We start from the raw sequence: 19347 nt of genomic DNA on the forward strand, positions 1-19347 counted from the left end.
GCACTACGCTGGAACACGAGTGGTGCCACCTGTTCACTGTGAGTGTGCGCTTGGGAGCGGCGACGATGAGCCGGGTCTATCCGTTCGACGACGCGGCGACGGCCCGGGCTGTCATCGATGACGACGGAACACTGGTGGAGTGGAACGAGGGCGCGCGGCGTCTGCTCGGCCACCCCGCCGAAGCCGTCGTGGGCCGCCCCGCGGCCCGGCTGCTGGCCGTCGACGGCCCCGGGACGGCGCCCCCGGGCCCGCGCTGGGAGGGCACGGTCGGGCTGCGCCACCGGGACGGCCGTACCGTCCCGGTGTGGCTGCTCGCCCACCGCCGCCCGCCGGACGACGGCCGGCCGGGCGACTGGCTGGTGGTCACCCCGCTCACCGGCCCGGAACCGCGCGCCGCGGACGACCCGCTCGTCGAGGCGGGCCTGATCCAGTCTCCGTGCCCGGTCGCCCTGTACGACGACTCGCTGCGGCTGCGCTTCATGAACGCGGCCATGGCCGACATCATCGGGCTGCCCGAGGACCGGGTGCGGGGCCTCAGACTTCCGGAGATCGGCGGCAAGCCGCAGAGCGACGACCTGGAACAGGGCATGCTGCGGGTGCTGACCTCGGGCCACCGGCTGGACGTGCAGACCTTCCTGCGCACCGGCGGCGAGGACCGGGCGCACGCCTGGCTCGCCCGCATGGCGCCGGTGCGGGACGCCGGGGGCCGGGTACGGGGGGTGTGCCTGGCCGCGCACGACGTCACCGACAACCAGCGGGCCCGGCAGCGGCTCCAGCTGGTCAACGAGGCGAGCGTGCGCATCGGGACCACGCTCGACGTCACCCGCACGGCGCAGGAACTGGCGGACATGTGCGTGCCCGCGCTCGCCGACTTCGTCACCATCGACCTGCTGGACCTGCGGGAGCACGGCAGCGAGCCGCCGGCCCGCATCACCGCGCCGGTCCTCCTGCGCCGCACCGCCCACCAGTCGGTGCTGGCGGGCGTGCCGGAGGCGGTGATCGAGCCCGGGCAGGCGGACGCCTACCCGGACTTCTCCCCGCAGGCCGACGCGCTGACCGCCGGCCGCACGATCACCACCTCGGTGGTCACCGGTGACATGGACAGGTGGCACTCCTGGCACCGGGCGCGCGGCGAGCGGGTGCGCGCGTTCGGCATCCACTCCTCGATGTCGGTGCCGATCCAGGCCCGCGGGCTGACCCTCGGGGTGGCGGTGCTCACCCGGCACCGGCGTCCGGACGGGTTCACCCCGGACGACGTGCTGCTGGCCGAGGAGATCACCGCCCGGGCCGCCGTCTGCATCGACAACGCCCGCCGCTACTCCCGGGAGCGGGAGACCGCGCTCGCCCTCCAGCGCAGCCTGCTGCCGCGTTCGCTGCCGCGCACGGCCGCGCTGGACGCCTCCTCCCGCTATCTGCCGGCCGCGCGGGCCGGGGTGGGCGGGGACTGGTTCGACGTGATCCCGCTCTCCGGACTGCGCGTCGCGATGGTCGTCGGGGACGTCGTCGGGCACGGCATCCAGGCCTCGGCCACCATGGGCCGGCTGCGCACCGCCGTCCGCACCCTCGCCGACATCGACCTGGCCCCGGACGAGTTGCTCACCCACCTGGACGACCTGGTGCTGCGGCTGTCGGAGGAGTCCGGTGTCGAGGGCAGCCCGGGCGAGGTCGGCGCCACCTGCCTGTACGCCGTCTACGACCCGGTGTCCCGCCGCTGCACGCTGGCCCGGGCCGGGCATCCGCCGCCCGTGCTGCTCAGACCCGGCGGCCCGCCCGCGGTGCTCGACCTGCCCGCCGGCCCCCCGCTGGGCCTGGGCGGGCTGCCCTTCGAGTCCGCCGAGGTGGAACTGCCCGAGGGCACCGTCCTGGCGCTGTACACGGACGGCCTGGTGCAGTCCCGGGAGCGGGACCTGGACGCCAGCCGCGAACTGCTGCTGGCGGCGCTCGGGCAGGGCGCGGACTCCCTGGACAGCACCTGCGACCGCGCCCTGCACGCCCTGCTGCCGCCCGGCGGCGCCGCCGACGACGTGGCGCTGCTGCTCGCCCGTACCCGGGGCCTGCCCCCCTCGCAGGTGGCGACCTGGGACATCCCCGCCGACCCCGCGCTGGTGGCGCCGGTGCGCAAGCAGGTCGTGGAGCAGCTGGCCGCCTGGTCGCTGAGCGAGGCGTCGTTCACGGCGGAGCTGGTGGTCAGCGAGCTGGTCACCAACGCCATCCGGTACGGCTCCCACCCGATCCGGCTGCGGCTGATCCACGACGCGACCACGTTGATCTGCGAGGTCTCCGACACCAGCCACACCGCCCCGCACCTGCGCCGGGCCAAGGTCCTCGACGAGGGGGGCCGGGGCCTGCTGCTGGTCGCCCAGCTCACCCAGCGCTGGGGCAGCCGGCACACCACGGAGGGCAAGACCATCTGGGCGGAGCTGCCGCTGTTCGAGGTGGACCGGTAGCGGTCAGGACGCCGACAGCCACGGCCGTACGTGCTTGCGTGCCTCGTGCAGGCGGGACTTGAGGGTGCCGAGCGGGATGCCGGCGCGCTCGGCGGCCTCGGCGTACTCCAGCTGGCAGATGTCCCGGTAGACCAGCGGCGCGACCAGGTGCGGGTGCTCGCGCTCCAGGCGGTCCAGGGCCTCCAGCAGGTCGACCCGGGAACCGGCGATGACGCTGGTCGTGCGCGGGTCGACGACGTGCGCGGGCTCGATCGCGGCGGGCTGCTCGACGGCCCGCCGCTTCAGCTCGCGGTACTTCTGCCGGCAGCAGTTGGCGACCACCGTGTACAGCCAGGTGCCGAACCGGCTGCGGCCCTGGAACCCGGTGATGTGCCGGGCCACCTGGAGCAGCACGTCCTGGGCGGCCTCCTCGGCGTCCTCCCGGCAGGGCAGGAAGCGCGCGCAGCGGCGCACGACCTCGGGCCGGATCTGTGTCAGCAGCCGGTCCAGAGCCGCTTCGTCACCGGCGGCGGCGCGCCGGGCGGACTCCTCCATCGGCGCCTGGTCCTGCACGAAGGCCTCCCCCTGGAAGTCGATCTCAGGGCAGGCATGATAGTCGTATGCACCCCCTGGAGCGGATCGGCCGCCACCGCCTCGAACGGCCGTTGGGCAGCGGCGCCTTCGCCACGGTGTGGCTCGCCCACGACCCGGAGCTGCAAGCCCCGGTGGCGGTGAAGGTCCTCGCCGAGAACTGGGCGCACCGGCTCGACATCAGGGAGCGTTTCCTCGCCGAGGCGCGGCTGCTGCGGCAGGCCGGTTCCAGCCGGGTGGTGCAGGTCTACGACATCGGCGAACTCCCCGACGGCAGACCGTACTTCGTCATGGAGTACGCCGACGGCGGTACACTCGCCGACCTGCTGGCGGGCGGCCCGCTGCCGGTGCGGGACGCGCTCGCGCTGACGGCCGAGGCCGCGCGCGGTGCCGCCGCGCTGCACGAGGCGGGCATCGTGCACCGCGACATCAAGCCGACCAACGTACTGCTGCACACCGCCCCGGACGGCACCCGGCGGGTGCTCCTGGCCGACCTGGGGCTCGCCAAGAGCCTCGCGCAGGCCTCCGTGCTGACCCTGGCCGCGGGCTCGGCGGGCTACCAGCCGCCGGAACAGGCCGAGCCCGGCGAGGGCATCGACGAGCGGGCCGACGTCTACAGCCTCGGCGCGGTCGGCTACGAACTGCTCACCGGGACCGTGCCGGGAGCGCCGGGGAAGGTCGTACCGCCGGGCCGGTCGCGGCCGGAGCTGGGTGCGGGCGTGGAGCGGGCGGTGCTGCGGGCGCTGGAGCCGGACCGGGCCCGGCGCTGGCCGGGTGCCCTGGCCTTCGCGGACGAGCTGGACCGGCTGGCGGCGGGCCCGCCGGCGCCGCCCGCGCGGCGGCTGGACCGGGTCCGTGGCCGGCTCGGCACGGTGACCCTGGTCCTCGCCGCGGTCCTCGCCGCCACGGCCGCCGCGGTCACGGTGACCGTGGCCCTCCAGCACCGCGGCGGCCCGGCGGACGACGGGGTGCGGGTCACGGACGCCACCGGGCGGATCACCCTGCGGGTGCCCGCCGGCTGGGGCCGGCAGCTGCGTGGCTCCGGCTGGGATCCGCACGTGCTCGGGCTGGCGCCGGGCCACGAGCCGGGTCTGGTGGTGGCCGGCGACCTGGCCCGCTGGCCCGACCTGAAGGACGCCGTGGACGGGGTGTTCGTCGGGGTCAGCGCGCACGGCGACGTCACCGCCGGGGTACGGGCGCTCGCGCACTCGGGCTGCCGTTACGGCGGCAGCCGCGCGTTCACCGGCGGCACGTGGCACGGTGTGGTCCGGACCTGGGACGGCTGCCCGGACGGCGGCTCGGTCACCGAGTCCGCGCTGGTGCCGGCGGGCGGCTCCGCCCGGCCGCAGGTGTACGTGCAGGTGCGCCAGCACGGGGCCGGCGACGCGACCGACGGCATACTGCGTTCCCTGAAGGTGGCCTGAACGCATCGGCACGGTCAAGACGGGGAAAAGATGCCGGTGTGTCCCGAACTTTTCCGGCGACCCGTGCATCGACAGTGATGACGGCGCATTCGGCGCCGACGGCGCGCGTCCCGCGCGTGCCGGGACGATCCTGGAGTGGTGAGCGACATGGTGAACACCCCCCGGTCCGCGCGGCAGGGCGCCCTGCTCCTGGGCACGGTCGCCGTGCTGGGCCTCCTGACCGCCTGCGGCAGCACCGACGTGCACGGCAACCCGCCGGTCACCGCCCCCGGTACGGCCGCGCCCGCGCGGGAGACCACGAAGAGCCCGGCGTCCGCCCCGGCCGCCTCCGGGACCGGGACCGCCACGCGGGCCCCTTCGAGAGCGACCGCGTCCCGGGGCGGCGCCGCGACCACGGCGGCCCCGGGCACGGCCCCGCCGGCCCCCGGCACGGCGGCCACCCCGGCCGCGACGGGCAAGCGCTGCCACACCGGCGAGCTGCGCGCCTCCGTGGGCCGCGGCGATCCGGGCGCCGGCCAGGAGAACTTCCCGGTGGTGCTCACCAACACGTCCGCCCGGACCTGCACCCTGCACGGCTATCCGGGCGCCGCCTTCGTGGCCGCCTCCGGCACCCAGCTCGGCCCCGACCCGCACCGCGCGCCGGGCTCCCCGGCGACCGTCACGCTCAAGCCCGGGCAGAGCGCCTGGGCCGGACTGACCTTCTCCAACCCGGGCATCAGCGAGGCGAGGACGGCCACGCCTGCCGCGCTGCTGGTCACCCCGCCGGACGAGCACGATCCGCTGAAGGCCGCCTGGACCGGCGGGCCGGTGCCGGTCTCCGGGAACTCCTCGTCCGTCCGTCTGACCGTGCTCAGCCCCGGCACCGGCCCCTGACCGGCCCCGCTCCCCCGCTCCCCCGCCCCGCTGTCTCCGCCGAGGCAGCGGGGTTCGTCATGACCGCGCCACAACTGTCACAGGACGGCAACAGCCGCCGCCCACCGCGATCTTTCCTGCCCCTCCCGTCATCGAACCCGGTCGACCACACGGCGAGCGGGCCCTCCGGGGACCCTGACCAGGGAATCGGGGACGACCATGAGCGGGATCCCACGCAGGCGGGTACTGACGGCGGGGGCGGCGGGGGCCCTCGGAGCACTGGCCGCCTGCTCCTCCGGCACCGGCCTCCGGGCCGGCGGCGCGGACCCGGGCGGCCGGAGCACCGTGCGGGCCCGGCCCGTGAGGCCGATCGGTGACGGCTCCACCGCCGACACCGGCGCCCAGCCGCACCAGCCGGAGCCGGTGCGGCTGCGGCCGGGCCTGCGGCCCCCGCAGTTCGTGGTGTTCTCCTGGGACGGCGCGGGCGAGCTGAGCAACCGGCTGTTCTCCCGGTTCCGCCGGGTGGCCGCCGACCACGGCGCCCGGATGACCTTCTTCCTCAGCGGCATCTACACGCTGCCCGAGTCCAGGAAGCACCTCTACCGGCCCCCGCAGCATCCGGCCGGCGCCTCCGCCATCGGCTACCTCGCCGACCGGCACATCCACGCCACCCTCCAGCAGGTCCGCGCGGCCTGGCTGGAGGGCCACGAGATCGGCACCCACTTCAACGGGCACTTCTGCGGCGCCACCGGCGTGCGCCGCTGGTCCCCGGCCGAATGGCGCAGCGAGATCGAGCAGGCGGTCGACTTCGTGACCACCTGGCGGACCAACACCGGCTTCACCGACCTCGACCCGCTGCCCTTCGACTACCGCAAGGAGCTGACCGGCGGCCGCACCCCCTGCCTGGAGGGCCAGGCGGCCCTGCTGCCCACCGCCGCCGCGCTCGGCTGGACGTACGACGCCAGTTCCCCCGGCGGCCTCCAGATCTGGCCCGGCAAGGTGCAGGGCGGCCGGATATGGGACTTCCCGCTCCAGTCCATACCGTTCGCCGGTCACTCCTCGCAGGTCCTCTCGATGGACTACAACATGATGTTCAACCAGTCCGGCGGCAACCCGCTCGGCGACCGCACGCGGTACGGCCTCTGGCGCGCCCAGGCCCGCGACACCTATCTGGCCGGTTTCCGGCGGGCGTACGGGAGCAACCGCGCGCCCCTGTTCATCGGCAACCACTTCGAGCGCTGGAACGGCGGCATCTACATGGACGCCGTCGAGGAGGCGATCCGGACGATGGCCGCGTACGACGACGTACGGTTCGTGTCGTTCAAGCAGCTCGTCGCCTGGCTGGAGGCACAGGACCCGGCGGTGCTGCGCCTCCTGCGCACGCTGCCGCCCGGGCAGGCACCGGCGGGCGGCTGGGCGGAGTTCCCGGGCTCGGCGGCTACCCGGTCGTCGTAGCCGGCCGGAGGCGTCTGTTTTCATGGGCGGGCACCCTGTGATCCGTTCCGGAAGGACCCGCCCTGAACACCGCGCTCGCCGAGGCCCTGTCCGCCGTGCTCCTCGTCGCCGTGCTGGCCTGGGCGGTCGTACGGCCCTTCGGCCGCACGGAGGCGGTCATGGCCGTACCCGCCGCCGGGATCGCGATCGCGACCGGTGCGATCTCCCTCGCTCACGCCCGGGCCGAGGCGGAGCGGCTCGGGCCGGTGGTGGGGTTCCTGGCGGCGGTGCTGGTCCTCGCCCACTTCTGTGACGTGGAGGGACTGTTCGAGGCGTGCGGGGCGTGGACGGCCCGGTGGGCGGGGGGCCGCCCGGTGCGGCTGCTGACCGCGGTGTTCGCGCTGGCGTCCGCCGTCACCGCCGTCCTCAGCCTGGACGCGACCGTCGTGCTGCTGACCCCGGTGGTGTTCGCCACGGCCGCGCGCACGGGCGTACGGCCCAAACCGCATGTCTACGCCTGCACCCACCTGTCCAACACGGCGTCGCTGCTGCTGCCGGTGTCCAACCTGACGAACCTGCTGGCGTTCACGGCGAGCGGGCTCGGCTTCACCCGGTTCGCGGCGCTGATGGTGCTGCCGTGGCTGGCGGCGATCGGCGTCGAGTACCTGGTGTTCCGGCGCTTCTTCGCCCGGGACCTCGCGGCGGCGGCCCCGGCGGACCGCGATCTCGGCGAGGCACCGGAGCTGCCGCTGTTCGCGCTGGTGACCGTGGGCGGCACGCTCGCCGGGTTCGTGGTGGCGTCGGCGTTCGGCGTGGATCCGGCCTGGGTGGCCGGGGCGGGCGCGCTGGTGCTGGCCGGGCGGTCGCTCCTGCGGCGGCGGGCGACCGTGCCGGGTGTCGTACGGGCGGCGGCCCCGGCCTTCCTCGTGTTCGTCCTGGCCCTCGGCATCGTGGTGCGGGCGGTCGTCGACAACGGGCTCGCCGACGCGCTCGGGCGCGTGGTGCCGGACGGCACCGGGCTGGCGGCACTGCTCGGGACCGCGGCGCTGGCCGCCGTACTGGCGAACGCGATCAACAACCTGCCGGCGGTGCTGGTCCTGCTGCCGCTGGCGGCGCCCGCCGGGCCGGGCGCGGTCCTCGCCGTGCTGCTCGGCGTGAACATCGGCCCGAACCTCACCTACGCCGGGTCGCTGGCGACACTGCTGTGGCGGCGGATCGTCCACCAGCACGAGCACGACGTGGACCTGGGGGAGTTCACCCGGCTCGGCCTGATCGCCGTGCCGTCCTCCCTCGCCGTCGCGGTGGTGGCACTGTGGGGGTCGCTCCAGGTTCTGTGAGGGCGCGGACCGAGCCGAGGGAGGCCGACCGGATGCGTGTGATCGCGTGGCTCGTCGAGGGCACCTGGCCCGCCTGCGTGGACGCCGTCCGCGCCCATGCGCCGGACGACGGCGAGGTGGTGCTGCTCCACGTCAGCGGGCCCGACGTGCCGGCGGTGGCGCACGGGGCCTTCGCCGGGCTGCTCGGGCGCGGCGGGCGGTGGGGGCACCGCCCGGCCGAGGGCTGGGAGAGCGACCCCGGTGACCGGCTCGAGGCACTGGGCGGTACGTCGGCGGCGGCGCTCCTCGACGCGGCGGCCGAGCGGCTGGGCCGGCCGTGCACCCGGGTGGAACGGTCGGGCCGCGTCGAGCGGGAGGTGGTGGCCGCCGCCGAGGGAGCCGGTCTGCTGGTGCTGGCCCGGGACGGGGACCGGTCCCGGCTCGGACCGGGCAGCCTCGGCCCGGCCGTCCGGTTCGCCGTCGACCACGCGCCCTGCCCGGTCCTGCTGGTGTGGCCGGAACCGGCCCCCGAGCTGGGGACGATCCCGCCCCCGCCGTCGGGACCGTAGTCGCTCAGGACGTCGGCGCGGGTACGGCGGGCGGTACCGGGACGGTGTCGCCGTCCCAGTCGACGTTCTTCATCCGGAGGTCCGGTTCGGCGGTGTCGACGGTCCAGCGGCGGCCGGCACCCGCGGCGGTACGGGTCTTGAGCACGAGAGCGCCGGAGCCGTCGGTGGCGGCCGGGGTGAGGGCCAGTTCCTGGTTCGAGCGGGGCACCAGGACGCCCTGGAGGGTGAAGTCGTAGCGGATGGTGCGTGCGGCGGCGCCCTTGGCCGCGCAGGGGGCGAGGCGGACGGAATAGCCGAGGCGGGAGTCCAGGCACAGGTCAGGGGCGGCGGCGTTGCGCAGCAGCCCGTCGGTCTCGTACGTCCACTGCTGGGCCGGGGCCGCGGAGCAGGCGGTGAGTTCCGTCTCGGCGCCCTGTACGGCCTTCTTGCCGACGACTCCGACACACAGTCCGGAGGCGAGGTTGTGCAGCCTGCCGTGCAGCGCGCCCTGTCCGGCCCCGCTCCCCCCGGCCCACGACGCGCCCGGCGAGGGGGTGTTCCCGCCCGGCGTCCGGGACGGTGTGCCCGCGGCACCGGGCCCCGGGGCGCCACCGGAACCGTGGACCGCCCACAGCACCAGTGGAATCGCCACCATCCCCCCGACGGCGAGCACGAGCACCCCCACCTGCCGCCGCCGCGCGCGCCGGACGGCCCGGTGGAGGGAACGGGGCGAGCGGGAGGCCACGGGGGCGGCCGGACCCTCGGGGTTCTGGGGGCCGGTGCGGTCGGTGGCCCGGGCGGCGGCGGCATGTCCGGCGGGAGCGGTGGTGTCGCCGCGTCGGCCGGTATCGGCGGTTACCGGTCGAGCGGAGGTACGGGACCCCGCAGCTCGCCTGCGGGGTCCCGGTGCCGAACGGCCGGTCGGAGCGGCGAGCCCCGCAGGGTCACCGCTCTCGCCGGGTCCGGCGGCGTCGGCGGTTCCGCCAGGGGCGCCGGAGGCACGGAACCCGGCGCCCCGCCCGCGGGTACCCGGTGCCCGGCGGCCGGGCGGAGCGGCGGGGTCGGCGGGAGCGGTTCGCCCGCCGGTGCCGGCGGCTTCGGCGGGAGTCGCGGAGGCACGGAACGCGGCCGCTCGCCTGAGGGCGCCCGGTATCCGGCGGCCCGCGGCCCCGCCACGGCCGGCCGCTCGCCCGGGGCCGCCCGCCGTACCCGACGTGGCCGGGTCGCCCGATCCGTCGGGCGCTGCGGGCGCGGTCGATGCTGCGGGCCCCGCCGGTCCCGCCGGCTGTCCGGCGGTGAAGGATTCGCCGCCCGGCGGAACGGCGGCGCCGTACGGGAAGGCGGCCTCCTGCGCGGCGGCGACGGTGGCGGCCGGAGGCGGCGTGGCGGTGCGGGTCGTCCGGGATTCCAGGTAGCCGTGGGCGCCCCAGCCGAGGACGGCCTCGGCCAGTGCGGCGCCCAGTCCCGTGTTGAACCGGTCCAGTTGGTCGGCGGTGCGGGTGCAGTGGGGGCAGCGGGCCAGGTGCTGCCGCAGGTCCGGGTCGATGTCCGTGCCGCCGCGCCGGAAGGTCACGTCGAGCATGCGCAGGTAGCGCCGGCACTCGTCCTCGGGGGCGAGTTCGCGGTGCGCCTGGAGGCATTCGTCGCGGAGCCGTTCGCGGGCCCGGCGCAGTTCGACGCCGGCGCTCTCCTCGTCCAGGCCGAGCAGCGCGGCGGGCACGGACAGGGGTTCGGCCTCGACCTCGGTGTGCCACAGCACGGCACGCGAGGTCTCGGGCACCCGCTGGAACGCGCGGGACAGCAGCCGCCGCCCGGACGGCGGCAGCAGCCGGGCCGCGACGCGCTCGCCGGTGCCGTCGTCCGGGCGCAGGGCGGGGTGGAGGAGCTCCCGCCGCTCGTCGGTGTCCCACTCGGCGGCGATGCGGCGGACCGCGACCAGGACGTGGGGCCGCCAGGCGGCGGTCGGCCCGGCCTGCCGCAGGGAGGCGCCGAAGAGCCGGGTGAACGCGGCGGTGGTGAGCATCCCGGCGGCGCGCGGGCCGTCGGTGCACAGCCGGGCGTAGGCGAAGGCGGCCGTCCAGTGCCGGTCGAGGAGTTCGCCGACCGGATGCAGCGCGGGTGACGTTCCCGTCCATTTCCTCAGGGCGGCACCGAGCTGCTCGTCCGACGGGCCTGCCTCATGCACGGCTGCATTCCTCCAGACACGGAACGGGAATTAGTCCGTACCAACGAGTACGGAGAGAGGCCGGGGCAGCTCTGAATACACGGGGAATGTGTGTATCTGCGTGCCGACAGCCCACACTTTTACACGGCCCAACACACCCGAACAAGAGATCTTCCAGTTCACGGTATTCCCTTTCCCGCATTCCCTTGTTGACGCGTCGTCGAAAAAGCCCCCTCCCCTTCCCGTTCCCTTTACCGCGGCGTCCGTGCGACGCGGAGCACGCGCCGCACGGGCTGCCGCCGGCGGTCAGTGACCGCTGACGGCGCGCGCGGTGTAGGGCTGCTCCAGTTCCTCGGTCTCCTCGTCGCTCAGCTCGAGGTCCACGGCGGCCACCGCGTCGTCGAGGTGCCGGGCCTTGGCGGCGCCGATGACGGGGGCCGTGACCGTGTCCTGCCGCAGCAGCCAGGCGAGGGCCACCTGGGCGCGCGGCACGCCGCGGGCGGCGGCGATGCGGGTGACCGCCTCGACGATCGCGCGGTCGCTCTCCAGATACAGCCGGCTGCCGAAGTCGTCGGTGGCGCTGCGCCCGGTGACCGTGCCCCAGTCACGGGTGAGCCGGCCGCGGGCGAGCGGACTCCACGGCAGCACGCCGACGCCCTGGTCCGCGCACAGGGGCAGCATCTCGCGCTCCTCCTCGCGGTAGAGGAGGTTGTAGTGGTTCTGCATGGACACGAACTTCGTCCAGCCGTGCCGCTCGGCGGTGTGCTGCGCCTTGGCGAACTCCCACGCGTACATCGAACTGGCGCCGATGTACCGCACCTTGCCCGCCTTGACCAGGTCGTGCAGCGCCTCCATCGTCTCCTCGATCGGAGTGGAGTGGTCGTAGCGGTGGATCTGGTACAGGTCGACGTAATCGGTGCCGAGGCGGCGCAGGCTGTGGTCGATCTCGCTCATGACGGCCTTGCGGGACAGACCGGCTCCGTTGGGGCCGGGCCGCATGCGGCCGTTGAGCTTGGTGGCCAGCACGATCTCGTCACGGTCGGCGTAGTCGCGCAGGGCCTTGCCGACGATCTCCTCGCTGGTGCCGTCGGAGTAGATGTTGGCGGTGTCGAAGAAGTTGATGCCGGCTTCCAGCGCCCGCCGGATGAGCGGGCGGGACGCCTCCTCGTCGAGGGTCCACTCGTGCGTGCCGCGGTCCGGCAGCCCGTAGGTCATGCAGCCCAGACAGATCCGCGAGACGTCCAGGCCCGTCGAACCGAGCTTCACGTACTGCATCGTTGCTGCTCCTGCCGTCAAAGCGATGGTCAGGGCAGAGCCTACGGCGGTGGCCCCGGGCCGACTTGACGGCGTCGGTGTGCGGGCGATTTGATCCTGAGCGTGCCGCGCCGCCCGGCGTGGGCAGGATGGAGCGGACTTGCCCACGGGTGTTCTCCGCGCCGCTGGGCCCCTGCCGGCCCTGGGCGCCGTGTCAGCGGCCATGATCGTCGCGGTGACGGCTCTGGCCGGCTGCGCTCCCGGCCACCGCGGTGAGGACGGTGCCGCGAAGCCGGCCGCGCTGCGGCTGCCGCCGCGCGGCGCCGGGTTCGACTACCAGATCGGCGGCGCCTATCCCCCGCCGAAGGGCGTGCGGATCGTCAGCCGCGACCGGTCCGACTCCCCCGCGCCCGGCCTGTACAACATCTGCTACGTCAACGCCTTCCAGGCCCAGCCCGCCGAGCGCTCCTCGTGGCCGGCCGACCTGCTGCTGCGCGACGAGCACGGTGCCGTCGTCATCGACGAGGACTGGCACGAGCCGCTGCTCGACCTGCGCACCCCCGCCACGCGGAAGCGGGTGGCGCGGCGGGTGAACACCTGGATCGACGGCTGCGCGCGGAAGGGCTTCGACGCCGTCGAGCCCGACAACTACGACAGCTACACCCGCTCCCACCGGCTGCTCACCGCGGCCGACGCGACCGCGTTCATGACCCTCCTCTCCCGGCACGCGCACGCCCGGCACCTGGCCATCGCGCAGAAGAACACCGCGGAACTGTCGGGGCAGCGCCGGCGGGCCGGTCTGGACTTCGCGGTGTCGGAGGAGTGCGGGCAGTACGACGAGTGCGGGGTGTACGCCAAGGCGTTCGACGACCGGGTGGTGGACATCGAGTACACCGGCGCCGGGCTGCGCGCGGCCCGTGCCCGGTGGGGCGGCCGGCTGAGCATCGTCCGCCGCGACCGGGACGTGTCCACCCCGGGCAGCGCGGCGTACGTCCGCGAAGTGCGCTAGGTGTTCTGTCCCGGTGACAGCCGGGGCCGTACGGCGGCCGACGGGCCCTGACGGCACGTCAGCCGCCTTGGTGGTCCCGGGTGTCAGGGGGTCAGGGGGTCACGGTGATCGCGCTCACCGGGCAGGCGCGGGCCGCCTCCCGGACCATCGGGTCGCCCGAGCCGTCCTCATGGCCCGGTACGAGGGTGCTGTAGCCGTCGTCGTCCTGGGTGAAGACGCCCGGCGCGGCCAGGGCGCACTGTCCGGCGCCGATACAGGTGTCCTTGTCGATGTCGATGTGCATGGGGAGAGCCTCTTACCAGGTCACGGGGAGTTCCAGCATCCCCTGGATCGTGTCGCCGGGTTTGAAGGGGATGTCCTCGGCGGGGGCGGCCAGCCGCAGGCCGGGCAACCGCGCGAACAGGCTGCCGAGGGCGATCTCCAGCTCCGCGCGGGCCAGGTTCTGGCCCAGGCACTGGTGGATGCCGAAGCCGAACGCCATGTGGTGGCGGGCGGAGCGGTTCAGGTCCAGGGCGTCGGGGTCGTCGTACACGGCCGGGTCCCGGTTGATCACCGAGGTGGCGAAGAGCACCGCCTCACCGGCCCGGATCGTGGTGCCGGCGACCTCGATGTCCTCGACCGCCACCCGCTGCAGCCCCTCGGCGATGGACAGCATGCGCAGCAGTTCCTCCACGGCGGCGGGCAGCAGCGCGGGGTCGGCGCCCAGCTCGGCGGCCCGGCCGGGCTGCCGGAGCAGCGTGTAGGTGCCCAGGGAGATCATGTTGGCGGTCGTCTCGTGGCCGGCGACCAGCAGGATGATGGCCAGCGAGACGGCCTCGGCGCGCCCCAGCTCCCCCGTGCGCAGCCGCTGGTGGACCAGCTCGTCGAGGATGCCGTCGCCGGGCTCGGCCTCCTTCGCCTTGGCGTCGATCAGCCCGCCGAGGTAGTCCTCCAGCCGCCGGCGGGCCTGCTCGGTGTCCTCGCCGGTCGGACCGCGCAGCAGTCTGCGGGACTGCTCCTCGAAGAACTCGTGGTCGGCGTAGGGCACCCCGAGCAGGCCGCAGATCACCATCGACGGTACGGGCAGCGCGAAGGCGGAGACCAGTTCGGCGGGCGGCCCCTGCGCGATCATCGCGTCGAGCAGCTCGTCCACGATCCGCTGGATCCACGGACGCAGTTCGGTGGCGCGCTTGACGGTGAACGAGGGGATCATCATCCGCCGCTGCCGCTGGTGCTCGGGGTCGTCCTCGCCGAGCAGGGCCACCCTGCGCTTGCGGACGGCCTCGAAGCGCGGGGTGATCGCGGGGAAGCCGGGGCGGCGGCGGTCGGCGGACAGGCGGGGGTCGGCTAGCAGCGTGCGGGCGGTGGCGTGCGCGGTGACCAGCCAGACCTCCCGGCCGTCGTAGAGGGTGACGCGGGACAGGGGTCGCCCGTCGCGCAGCGGGTCGTATCCGGTGGGCGGGTGGTAGGGGCAGGTGCGGTCCTGGGGGAAGGCGACGGGTTCGGCCGTGGCAGCCGGGCCGGTGGTGTCCGTCAGTTCCGTCATGGAAGAGACCTCGCAGACGAAGGGGGGTGCGTCGTGCCGATCTTCATTAGATGCCCAGGGCATCTATAGGTCGACGCCAAGTTCGGCCAGTTGGGCGCGGGGCGTCATCTGGCCGGAGCGCGAGGGGTCAGGGGGCGGAAACCGGCCGCGGTCCCACGCCCCCAGGGTGTCTCCCGCAGACGGGTCAGGGCAACCGCACGGCGCCCGTTTCCGGGGCGAAGGCGCGGGCGACGGCGAGGCTGTCCTCGTACACGTGGTGCCGTACGACCAGGCCGTCCCGGACGGTGAGGTGGAGGGCGAAGCGGGCGCTGTAGGCGCGGCCGGTCGGTGCGGCGGTCTGCCGGATGACGCCCAGCACGACCGCGTCCTCGCCGTCGGCCAGGATGTGCCCGATGGTGGTGCCGGCCTCCTCCGGGACATGGTGGGCGGCCAGTTCCCGGTAGTGCGCGGCGACCTCGGCCCGGCCGGAACGGTGCCGGATCCACGGCGTGTCGGCCCGGCCGTGCTCCTCCTCCGGCCAGTCCAGCCGCCAGTCGCAGTCGTCGGCGTACAGATCGGCGATCGACTGCGGGTCGCCCTGGCCGATCCTGCGCAGGAGTTCCTGGACGGCGGAGCGGGTCGCGGCGGTGCGGTCGTCGGACATGGGTGGCTGCCTCCCCGGGCGGGTGGTGATCGGGACGGGGACCACTGTGCCGCGCGGGGCGCGGCGGCGCGATGACCTCCGAGGTAATCACCGCGTCGGCGGGCGCGGCGCGCGGTAAGGATGAATCGTGCGACCACCGGTGTTACGCCGGTGACAGACATCCGCGGGACCGACGAAGGGGACGGAGACACATGCCACTTGAGGGCGAGTACGAGCCCAGCCCGACGCAGTGGGTGCGCGAGCAGGTCGAGCTGTACGAGAGGTCCGGCGGGACCGAGGGCACGACCCTGCGGGACACCGGGCTGCCGGTGATCGTGCTGACCACCCGGGGTGCGAAGAGCGGGAAGATCCGCAAGACGCCGCTGATGCGGGTGGAGCACGAGGGCCGGTACGCGGCGGTCGCCTCGCTCGGCGGCGCGCCCCGGCACCCGGTCTGGTACTTCAACGTGCTGTCGGACCCGCACGTCGAGCTTCAGGACGGCCCGGCCAAGCGGGACATGCGGGCCCGGGAGGTCACCGGGGCGGAGAAGGCCGAGTGGTGGGAGCGGGCGGTGGCCGCGTTCCCGCCGTACGCCGAGTACCAGCAGAAGACGTCGCGGGAGATCCCGGTCTTCGTGCTGGAGCCGGTCGACGGCAGCTGACGCGAGAGCGCCGGCGGGGGTGCCGGTTCCGGCCGGGAAACGATCCGATCCAGAAAAATCTGTTCCGGCGAGGTGTGGACCCGTTTCCCGCCGGGCACTCGCTCGTCAGGCCCCGCCGCGCTCCCCCGTCGCGGCGGGGCTTTCGTGTGCCTTGCCCACCGGCCGGTCGGTGACGTCGAGGAAGATCTGGTCCGCGTCCGGGAACGTGTGGGCGAGGGACCGCTTGATACGTTCGGACACCTCCTCCACGCGTTCGCTGTCCAGGCCGGGCACCAGGTCGATACGGGCGGCGACCAGGGTGGAGTCGAGGCCCATCTTCATGGTGAACAGCCCCTCCACACTGTCGATCTCCGGCTGAGCCCGCAGCAGCGCCCGGATCCTGCCGCTCAGTTCGGGGTCGGCGGCCTCACCGATCAGCTGGTCGCGGGCGTCGCGGCCGAGCCGGTAGGCGACGTAGACCAGCAGTACGCCGATGGCCAGCGAGGCGGACGCCTCCCAGACGACCTGCCCGGTCACCATGTGCAGGGCCATCCCGATCAGCGCGAGGGTGACGCCGAGGACCGCCGTGGCGTCCTCGGCGACCACCGTGCGCAGCGCGGGATCGCGCAGCCCGGCCAGGCCGCCGCCCTGCCCGCGCACCTGGTGCAGGGCGCGCATCAGGGAGACGCCCTCGGCGATCAGGGCCACGCCCAGGACGGCGAGGCCGACCACATAGCCGCTGAACGTCTCGTCCGCGCCGTTGCGCAGGGCCTCGACGCCCTGGAAGAAGGAGAAGCAGCCGCCCATGACGAAGATGCCCACCGCGGCGAGCAGCGACCAGAAGAACCGTTCCTTGCCGTAGCCGAAGGGGTGCCGGGTGTCGGCGGGACGGCGGCTGCGGCGCAGTGCGGCCAGCAGGAAGACCTCGTTGAGGCTGTCGGCGACGGAGTGCGCGGCCTCCGACAGCAGCGCGGGCGAGCCCGCGAGGACACCGCCGACCGCCTTGGCGACGGCGATGACCAGGTTGGCGGCGAGCGCCACCAGGACGGTGACCTTGGTGTGCCGGTCGGCCTGGGACTCACCGCCGCTGTCGGCCTGGTCCTCCTGGGACTCGCCGCCGTCGGCATGCCCGGCCCGTGGCTCGCCACCGCCGTGGGCATGGCCGGCCCTGGACCTGCCAGCGCCGTCGGCATGGCCGGCCCTGGACCTGCCGCCCCTGTCCGCGCGGTCGGGCGGCGGACTGCCGGACCGGCTGCCCGGTCGGCCGGCGGACCCGCCGTCGGGCCGGCCGGTGTCCTGTTCGCGTCCGGGCGGCGTGCCGCCGTCGGCGGCGCGCGCCGGTGCCGTTTCGCTGTTCCCGGCCGTACGCGCGGCCTTCTCCCGTTCCGAGGATGTCCCAGTCACTCATCGCCGACTGCCCCCGACCGGGCGGCTCACACCGTGCGGGACGCGCGGAACGGGGAACGCGGTGGCACGGAGGATCCCGGCGGCGAGGAGGAGACATGGGCGGCGACGGCAACCGCGCGTACGGCCACAGCACGTTCCACCGGTCCAGGAGTCACTTCGCGGACCGGATCACCGCCGACGGCCGGGACGGCTGGCCGGTCGAGGCGGGCCGCTACCGGCTGGTGGTCTCCCGTGCCTGCCCGTGGGCGAGCCGGGCGGTGATCGCGCGCCGGCTGCTGGGGCTGGAGGACGCGCTGTCGATGGCGGTCGCCGATCCGGTGCAGGACGACCGCAGCTGGCGGTTCACCCTGGACCCGGACGGCCGGGACCCGGTGCTGGGCATCCGGTTCCTCGCGGAGGCGTACGACCGCCGGGAGGCGGGCTACCCGGGCGGGGTGAGCGTGCCCGCGGTGGTCGACGTCCCCAGCGGGCGGGTGGTCACCAACGACTACCAGCGGATCACCCTGGACCTGGCCACCGAGTGGGCGGCCCTGCACCGCGCCGGCGCGCCCGATCTGTACCCGGCCGCCCTGCGAGCGGAGATCGACGAGGTGATGGCCGAGGTCTACAAGGACGTCAACAACGGCGTGTACCGGGCCGGCTTCGCCACGCGCCAGAAGGAGTACGAGGAGGCCTGCGCGGGCGTGTTCCGGCGGCTGGAAATGCTCGGTGAGCGGCTGGCCGGACAGCGGTATCTGGTCGGTGACACCCTCACGGAAGCGGACATCCGGCTGTTCACCACGCTGGTCCGGTTCGACGCCGTCTATCACGGCCACTTCAAGTGCAACCGCTGGAAGCTGGCGGAGCACCCGGTGCTGTGGGCGTACGCCCGGGACCTGTTCCAGACGCCCGGCTTCGGCGACACGGTCGACTTCGACCACATCAAGCGCCACTACTACCAGGTGCACTCCGGCATCAACCCCACCGGCATCGTGCCGCTCGGCCCTGACCTCGGGGGCTGGCTGCGTCCCCACCACCGCGCGGAGCTGGGCGGCCGGACGTTCGGGGACGGTACGCCGCCGGGGCCGGTGCCCCCGGGCGAACGGGTGGCCCCGCGAGGACGGCCTGCATGAGGACCGCCTGACGAGGAAGTAGTCACCCATGGCCAAGAACAAGAAGAAGAAGCTCCCTCTCGCTTATCAGCCCGTCGGATTCCTGCTCAGCTGGGCAGGCGGCGCGCTGGCCGGTATGGCCTTCCGCAAGGCGTGGATGGCGATCCGGCACGAGGACGACGCGCCCGACGCCCTGGACCCCGACCGCGGCTGGGGTGAGGTCCTGCTGGCCGCGGCGGTCCAGGGCGCCATCTTCGCGGTGGTGCGCAGTGCCGTCGACCGCACCGGCGCGAAGGCCATCGAACGGTCGACGGGCGTGTGGCCGGCGACCGACAAGGGCGGCCGGGACTGAGCCGGCCGGTCAGCCCTGCTTCGGGGCCGTCGAGGATTGCAGGCGCAGGGTGAAGGAGTGCCCGGCGGGGTCGGAGTACCCGCGTTCCTCGTACGGCCCCGCCGCGTCCCTCGTCTCGATCGGCCGGCCGCCGAGCCCCACCACCCGGCGCTCGGCCTCGTCCAGGTCCTCGACGAGGAAGTCGAGGTGGGCCTGGAGGGAGTTCTCGGGGCGCGGCCAGCTGGGCGGCGTCGCGTTGACGTCCCGGCGAAAGGCCAGCCGAATCCCGTCGGCGCCCCGGATCTCGACGAGGTTGGCGGACGCGGCGGTCCGTTCGCCTTCGAGCAGTTCCCGGTAGAACTCTGCGAGTTTCTCGGGCTCGGCGCAGTCGAGCACCAAGACGCCCGCTTTGACCAGTGCCATGCTTCCTCCTGGTGGATTCCGTGCGGTTGTTCCCTGCGGATATCCCGGGCCGCGGGAAACAGTCGGCGAGCGCGGCGTGTCCGGCCACGGCCGCGCGGAAGTGACGCCCCGGGTGAGGTAGTTGCCGGCCCCCCGCCGCACCGCCGGTGACGACCCGGGTGCGAGGACCGCCAGCCACCCACCGCACCACCGGTGACGACCCGGGTGCGAGGACCGCCAGCCACCCACCGCACCACCGGTGACGACCCGGGTGCGAGGACCGCCAGCCACCCACCGCACCACCGGTACG

18 protein-coding genes are annotated in these 19347 nt (G+C 74.4%); 10 read left to right on the plus strand and 8 right to left on the minus strand.

Annotated features, from left to right (window positions below; all coding sequences use genetic code 11):
• Positions 1-65: 65 nt before the first annotated feature.
• The gene (locus tag ABZ117_RS21255; RefSeq protein ID WP_356822923.1) at positions 66-2447 is read left to right on the plus strand and encodes a SpoIIE family protein phosphatase; all 2382 of its coding nucleotides are present in this window, start codon (positions 66-68) and stop codon (positions 2445-2447) included.
• A gap of 3 nt (positions 2448-2450) precedes the next feature.
• Here ABZ117_RS21255 and ABZ117_RS21260 read toward each other — a convergent pair whose 3' ends face one another.
• The gene (locus ABZ117_RS21260; protein ID WP_356822925.1) at positions 2451-2999 is read right to left on the minus strand and encodes an RNA polymerase sigma factor; all 549 of its coding nucleotides are present in this window, start codon (positions 2997-2999) and stop codon (positions 2451-2453) included.
• 47 nt (positions 3000-3046) lie between these two features.
• On the opposite strand from ABZ117_RS21260, the gene ABZ117_RS21265 reads away from it, so the two are divergent.
• From ABZ117_RS21265 to ABZ117_RS21285, 5 genes are all read left to right on the plus strand, one after another.
• Entirely contained in the window at positions 3047-4441 is a 1395-nt protein-coding gene (locus ABZ117_RS21265) for a serine/threonine-protein kinase (RefSeq protein ID WP_356822927.1), read from the plus strand.
• A gap of 147 nt (positions 4442-4588) precedes the next feature.
• A complete protein-coding gene (locus ABZ117_RS21270) occupies positions 4589-5314 on the plus strand; it encodes a DUF4232 domain-containing protein (RefSeq protein WP_356823060.1) in 726 nt (241 codons plus the stop codon).
• Positions 5315-5512: 198 nt separating this feature from the next.
• The gene (locus ABZ117_RS21275; protein ID WP_356822928.1) at positions 5513-6748 is read left to right on the plus strand and encodes a hypothetical protein; all 1236 of its coding nucleotides are present in this window, start codon (positions 5513-5515) and stop codon (positions 6746-6748) included.
• Between the two features lie 62 nt (positions 6749-6810).
• Positions 6811-8064: an SLC13 family permease gene (locus tag ABZ117_RS21280; RefSeq protein ID WP_356823062.1), complete on the plus strand. Its 1254-nt coding sequence runs from the start codon at positions 6811-6813 to the stop codon at positions 8062-8064.
• Positions 8065-8096: 32 nt separating this feature from the next.
• Positions 8097-8612 carry a universal stress protein gene (locus tag ABZ117_RS21285; RefSeq protein WP_356822930.1) on the plus strand — a complete coding sequence of 172 codons (516 nt, stop codon included), beginning with the start codon at positions 8097-8099 and terminating at the stop codon, positions 8610-8612.
• Between the two features lie 4 nt (positions 8613-8616).
• Here the strand turns inward: ABZ117_RS21285 and ABZ117_RS21290 are convergent, their stop codons facing one another.
• Positions 8617-10776: a ricin-type beta-trefoil lectin domain protein gene (locus tag ABZ117_RS21290; RefSeq protein ID WP_356822932.1), complete on the minus strand. Its 2160-nt coding sequence runs from the start codon at positions 10774-10776 to the stop codon at positions 8617-8619.
• A 285-nt stretch (positions 10777-11061) separates the two neighbouring features.
• On the minus strand, positions 11062-12030 hold the full coding sequence (locus ABZ117_RS21295; protein WP_356822934.1) for an aldo/keto reductase: 969 nt from the start codon (positions 12028-12030) through the stop codon (positions 11062-11064).
• A gap of 139 nt (positions 12031-12169) precedes the next feature.
• Between ABZ117_RS21295 and ABZ117_RS21300 the strand changes: the two genes are divergently transcribed.
• Positions 12170-13018, plus strand: coding sequence for an endo alpha-1,4 polygalactosaminidase (locus ABZ117_RS21300; protein ID WP_356822936.1), 849 nt, complete (start codon positions 12170-12172; stop codon positions 13016-13018).
• A 91-nt stretch (positions 13019-13109) separates the two neighbouring features.
• On the opposite strand, the gene ABZ117_RS21305 is transcribed toward ABZ117_RS21300, so the two are convergent.
• From ABZ117_RS21305 to ABZ117_RS21315, 3 genes are all read right to left on the minus strand, one after another.
• Positions 13110-13301 carry a ferredoxin gene (locus ABZ117_RS21305; protein ID WP_356822938.1) on the minus strand — a complete coding sequence of 64 codons (192 nt, stop codon included), beginning with the start codon at positions 13299-13301 and terminating at the stop codon, positions 13110-13112.
• Between the two features lie 12 nt (positions 13302-13313).
• Positions 13314-14543 (minus strand): cytochrome P450, encoded by a 1230-nt coding sequence (locus ABZ117_RS21310; protein WP_356822940.1) that lies wholly within the window; start codon positions 14541-14543, stop codon positions 13314-13316.
• 184 nt (positions 14544-14727) lie between these two features.
• The gene (locus tag ABZ117_RS21315) at positions 14728-15186 is read right to left on the minus strand and encodes a nuclear transport factor 2 family protein (RefSeq protein WP_356822942.1); all 459 of its coding nucleotides are present in this window, start codon (positions 15184-15186) and stop codon (positions 14728-14730) included.
• A 191-nt stretch (positions 15187-15377) separates the two neighbouring features.
• On the opposite strand from ABZ117_RS21315, the gene ABZ117_RS21320 reads away from it, so the two are divergent.
• Positions 15378-15827: a nitroreductase family deazaflavin-dependent oxidoreductase gene (locus tag ABZ117_RS21320; RefSeq protein WP_356822944.1), complete on the plus strand. Its 450-nt coding sequence runs from the start codon at positions 15378-15380 to the stop codon at positions 15825-15827.
• A gap of 105 nt (positions 15828-15932) precedes the next feature.
• On the opposite strand, the gene ABZ117_RS21325 is transcribed toward ABZ117_RS21320, so the two are convergent.
• The gene (locus ABZ117_RS21325) at positions 15933-17210 is read right to left on the minus strand and encodes a cation diffusion facilitator family transporter (protein WP_356822946.1); all 1278 of its coding nucleotides are present in this window, start codon (positions 17208-17210) and stop codon (positions 15933-15935) included.
• 98 nt (positions 17211-17308) lie between these two features.
• Between ABZ117_RS21325 and ABZ117_RS21330 the strand changes: the two genes are divergently transcribed.
• The gene (locus ABZ117_RS21330) at positions 17309-18325 is read left to right on the plus strand and encodes a glutathione S-transferase C-terminal domain-containing protein (RefSeq protein ID WP_356822948.1); all 1017 of its coding nucleotides are present in this window, start codon (positions 17309-17311) and stop codon (positions 18323-18325) included.
• A 28-nt stretch (positions 18326-18353) separates the two neighbouring features.
• On the plus strand, positions 18354-18656 hold the full coding sequence (locus ABZ117_RS21335; RefSeq protein ID WP_356822950.1) for a DUF4235 domain-containing protein: 303 nt from the start codon (positions 18354-18356) through the stop codon (positions 18654-18656).
• Between the two features lie 9 nt (positions 18657-18665).
• Here the strand turns inward: ABZ117_RS21335 and ABZ117_RS21340 are convergent, their stop codons facing one another.
• Positions 18666-19058, minus strand: a complete 393-nt coding sequence (locus ABZ117_RS21340; RefSeq protein WP_356822952.1) for a VOC family protein — start codon at positions 19056-19058, stop codon at positions 18666-18668.
• Positions 19059-19347 lie beyond the last annotated feature (289 nt).

The sequence above is a fragment of the Streptomyces sp. NPDC006309 genome, assembly GCF_040613095.1.
Taxonomy (GTDB): Bacteria; Actinomycetota; Actinomycetes; order Streptomycetales; family Streptomycetaceae; genus Streptomyces.

Excerpts from the sequence above, each read along its gene's own strand:
- ABZ117_RS21255 (WP_356822923.1), top strand. The coding sequence starts at position 66 with ATGAGCCGGGTCTATCCGTTCGACGACGCGGCGACGGCCCGGGCTGTC.
- ABZ117_RS21265 (WP_356822927.1), top strand. The coding sequence starts at position 3,047 with ATGCACCCCCTGGAGCGGATCGGCCGCCACCGCCTCGAACGGCCGTTG.
- ABZ117_RS21270 (WP_356823060.1), top strand. The coding sequence starts at position 4,589 with ATGGTGAACACCCCCCGGTCCGCGCGGCAGGGCGCCCTGCTCCTGGGC.
- ABZ117_RS21275 (WP_356822928.1), top strand. The coding sequence starts at position 5,513 with ATGAGCGGGATCCCACGCAGGCGGGTACTGACGGCGGGGGCGGCGGGG.
- ABZ117_RS21285 (WP_356822930.1), top strand. The coding sequence starts at position 8,097 with ATGCGTGTGATCGCGTGGCTCGTCGAGGGCACCTGGCCCGCCTGCGTG.
- ABZ117_RS21295 (WP_356822934.1), bottom strand. The coding sequence starts at position 12,030 with ATGCAGTACGTGAAGCTCGGTTCGACGGGCCTGGACGTCTCGCGGATC.
- ABZ117_RS21305 (WP_356822938.1), bottom strand. The coding sequence starts at position 13,301 with ATGCACATCGACATCGACAAGGACACCTGTATCGGCGCCGGACAGTGC.
- ABZ117_RS21310 (WP_356822940.1), bottom strand. The coding sequence starts at position 14,543 with ATGACGGAACTGACGGACACCACCGGCCCGGCTGCCACGGCCGAACCC.
- ABZ117_RS21315 (WP_356822942.1), bottom strand. The coding sequence starts at position 15,186 with ATGTCCGACGACCGCACCGCCGCGACCCGCTCCGCCGTCCAGGAACTC.
- ABZ117_RS21320 (WP_356822944.1), top strand. The coding sequence starts at position 15,378 with ATGCCACTTGAGGGCGAGTACGAGCCCAGCCCGACGCAGTGGGTGCGC.
- ABZ117_RS21330 (WP_356822948.1), top strand. The coding sequence starts at position 17,309 with ATGGGCGGCGACGGCAACCGCGCGTACGGCCACAGCACGTTCCACCGG.
- ABZ117_RS21335 (WP_356822950.1), top strand. The coding sequence starts at position 18,354 with ATGGCCAAGAACAAGAAGAAGAAGCTCCCTCTCGCTTATCAGCCCGTC.
- ABZ117_RS21340 (WP_356822952.1), bottom strand. The coding sequence starts at position 19,058 with ATGGCACTGGTCAAAGCGGGCGTCTTGGTGCTCGACTGCGCCGAGCCC.